The following is a 1189-nucleotide window of genomic DNA, read 5'->3' on the forward strand; positions in this document are numbered from 1 at the left end:
TTACTCTGCTTCACAATCTGTCCCCCGTCGCCAATACTCAAACCAGCATTAGGAAAATCGCTTTTCGTCAGACGCCGAATCAACTTCACACTCCTAAAATCATCATCCAAAGACGGAATACCCTGGCCATTAAGTGCGATCGGAATAATCTTACCAGATACAAAATCACCCTGCGGATTCATCTTCACATCCAAAATCAGAGATTTACCCAATTCTCCCACAGTTGACAAAGTACGATAGCCCATAAAATTGCCCAGCGAATAAGCAATCAATTTCCCCTTATAAAGTTCCATCGCCCTCGCAACATGGGGCCCGTGTCCCAAAATCAAATCCGCACCCGCATCAATCATTGTTCGCGAAAACAAAACCATATTTCCCCGGTTTTCACCAGCAAAAAATTCATTTTTATTTCGCACATTCAAAGCCCCCGTTCCTTCCGCACCGGCATGAACAGATATCACCACAATATCAGCCTTTTCCTTAGCTTTTTTGACAATTTCCGCCCCAGCCTTTAGTTCCAATAACGAATTGTGAACTTCGCCGTAGTTGCTAAAACCGATAAAAGCAAAATTCACACCTTTGACATTTTTATAGACAATTTGGTCTCTTTTACCAACGGCTTTCATCCCATTGCTGTCAATGTTTTTAATCGTATCCTTAAATCCCTGCTCGTTAAAATCGTAGGAATGATTGTTGGCAATATTCAAAATATTAAAACCAGCATCTTTCAAGATTTTTGCATAACTCGGAGGTGTGCGAAAGGCAAACAGCATACCTCCGCCCCCTCCTTTCGAGCTGTAAGGATGGTCCGTCATAGTGCTTTCAAAATTGCCAAATAGAATATCAGCTCCTTTCAAATGCGGTTTAACCGACTCAAATAAAACCTCCTTTTTTTGAGGTAATTTGTTGTAGGGAAAATTCGTACCTGGGATAATATCCCCCACTGCTTTGATGCTGACAGTTGCGGGTGCTGTGACGGTTTTTTTGGCTGCTACGGGCGGTGTTTTTGGAGTGGGGATGGCTTGGGGAGTTGGTGATGGGGAGTCTATCGATCGCACTTCCGGTACCTCCGCCTGGGGCATTTCAGTCTCAGTAGCAGCGGTGCTTGGCGATTTGTAAAGTTGAGTAGCTAGAACAATCCCAGATATCGGCACTAAAATTAGACTCAAACCAGCCATGTAAAGCCAAG

At 43.7% G+C, this 1189-nt stretch carries 1 protein-coding gene; it reads right to left on the reverse strand.

What is annotated here, in order from left to right; all coding sequences use genetic code 11:
- On the reverse strand, positions 1-1082 hold a 1082-nt coding region (locus AAFP11_RS21230), incomplete at its 3' end, for a CapA family protein (RefSeq protein ID WP_341738860.1).
- Between the last annotated feature and the right edge of the window lie 107 nt (positions 1083-1189).

The organism is Microcoleus sp. CAWBG640 (genome assembly GCF_020883015.1).
In the GTDB taxonomy this organism is placed as follows: domain Bacteria; phylum Cyanobacteriota; class Cyanobacteriia; order Cyanobacteriales; family Microcoleaceae; genus Microcoleus; species Microcoleus anatoxicus.